Annotated in this window: 2 protein-coding genes; both read right to left on the bottom strand. The window is 43.8% G+C overall.

Annotated features, from left to right (window positions below; genetic code table 11):
* Positions 1–63: 63 nt before the first annotated feature.
* Positions 64–243, bottom strand: a complete 180-nt coding sequence (locus ACFO4R_RS11940) for a hypothetical protein (protein ID WP_379789450.1) — start codon at positions 241–243, stop codon at positions 64–66.
* A 6-nt stretch (positions 244–249) separates the two neighbouring features.
* On the bottom strand, positions 250–713 hold a 464-nt coding region (locus ACFO4R_RS11945), incomplete at its 5' end, for a hypothetical protein (protein WP_379789452.1).

Raw genomic sequence — 713 nt, forward strand, 5'->3', positions numbered from 1 at the left:
CTCGAAGACATTCGAAATATTGTTCAATAACCCTCTTATCCTCTTCAGAATATCGTTCCAGGTTCATTCTTCTCTCCTTCCTTTACCTGTGTACTCATAAGAAAGAAGTCTGATATGTAACGCTTCCTCCTCATATCCATGGAGCAGAAGACCCTCCACGATCTCCTGCTCATTTTCTGCCAAATACAAATCATCGATCCCTGATTTTTCTAAATCAATTTCTAACTCAAGAAACAACTTCATATCCTGCTACTCCTTAAACTTATATCCCACTGCCAAACTGTCTTCCACGAAGATCGCCTTGCGGATGTCTTCGATGTTGATATTTTCAAGATCAAAATACCTCGAAACAAGCTCGTAGTTGAGATGTTCCTTGATCATATCGAGCTCCTCTTCCAGTTCGTCGTCGTTCGCTCCGAATGATTCCAGAAGTGCTTTATCCTTAAAGTAATCTCCTTTTAACTTCTTCAGCACCGCCTTGATCTCCGACTCATCCAGCCCAAGCCCGCGGAGCAGACCCGGGAGATCGTGCTCCTTGTATTCGCCTTTATAAAGCGCGATCAAAGCAGCCTGGAACTTCTTGTCCGTAAATTCCACCTTCGGCTCCATCGTGATCTTTGCTTTTGCGTCCACGATCGATCCTGCCACCTGTCTAAGCTTTTCAAAGTTATCTACACTTAACTTCTCTTTGTAGCCAATATTGCAACTCCCCT

This window comes from Filifactor villosus (assembly GCF_042652965.1).
GTDB lineage: Bacteria > Bacillota > Clostridia > Peptostreptococcales > Filifactoraceae > Filifactor > Filifactor villosus.

Excerpts from the sequence above, each read along its gene's own strand:
- ACFO4R_RS11940 (WP_379789450.1), bottom strand. The coding sequence starts at position 243 with ATGAAGTTGTTTCTTGAGTTAGAAATTGATTTAGAAAAATCAGGGATC.